Origin of the sequence: Citrobacter sp. Ce006 (assembly GCF_030336535.1) — a bacterium.
GTDB lineage: Bacteria > Pseudomonadota > Gammaproteobacteria > Enterobacterales > Enterobacteriaceae > Citrobacter > Citrobacter europaeus.
Window position 1 is genome coordinate 1 of sequence record NZ_JAOWDO010000033.1, and the last position, 288, is coordinate 288.

Consider the following 288-nt stretch of genomic DNA (forward strand, 5'->3'; position numbering starts at 1 on the left):
GATAACGATCGACGGCATAACGCACGAAGGAACTGTCCACCCCGGTGGCCTCTTCCGTTGCCTGGCGGTCCTCGCTGGTACCGTAGTTTTCACCGCGCCCGGTTTTCTCATCCTCACGCCAGTCACCGTCATCCGTTGCCACCAGAATATACTGACCCCGGTCACGCGCCGCGTACTCCCACTGCGCTTCCGTTGGCAGGGAAAACGCCAGCCCCGTCTCCTTTTTCAGCCAGCGGCAGTAGCTGTCGGCCTCGCGCCATGACACCACCGCCGGACTGTTTTTAAAAT

At 60.4% G+C, this 288-nt stretch carries 1 protein-coding gene; it reads right to left on the reverse strand.

The window, feature by feature from the left end; genetic code table 11:
* A partial coding sequence (locus tag OGV94_RS00780; protein ID WP_286522153.1) for a formylglycine-generating enzyme family protein occupies nucleotides 1–288 on the reverse strand: 288 nt, incomplete at both ends.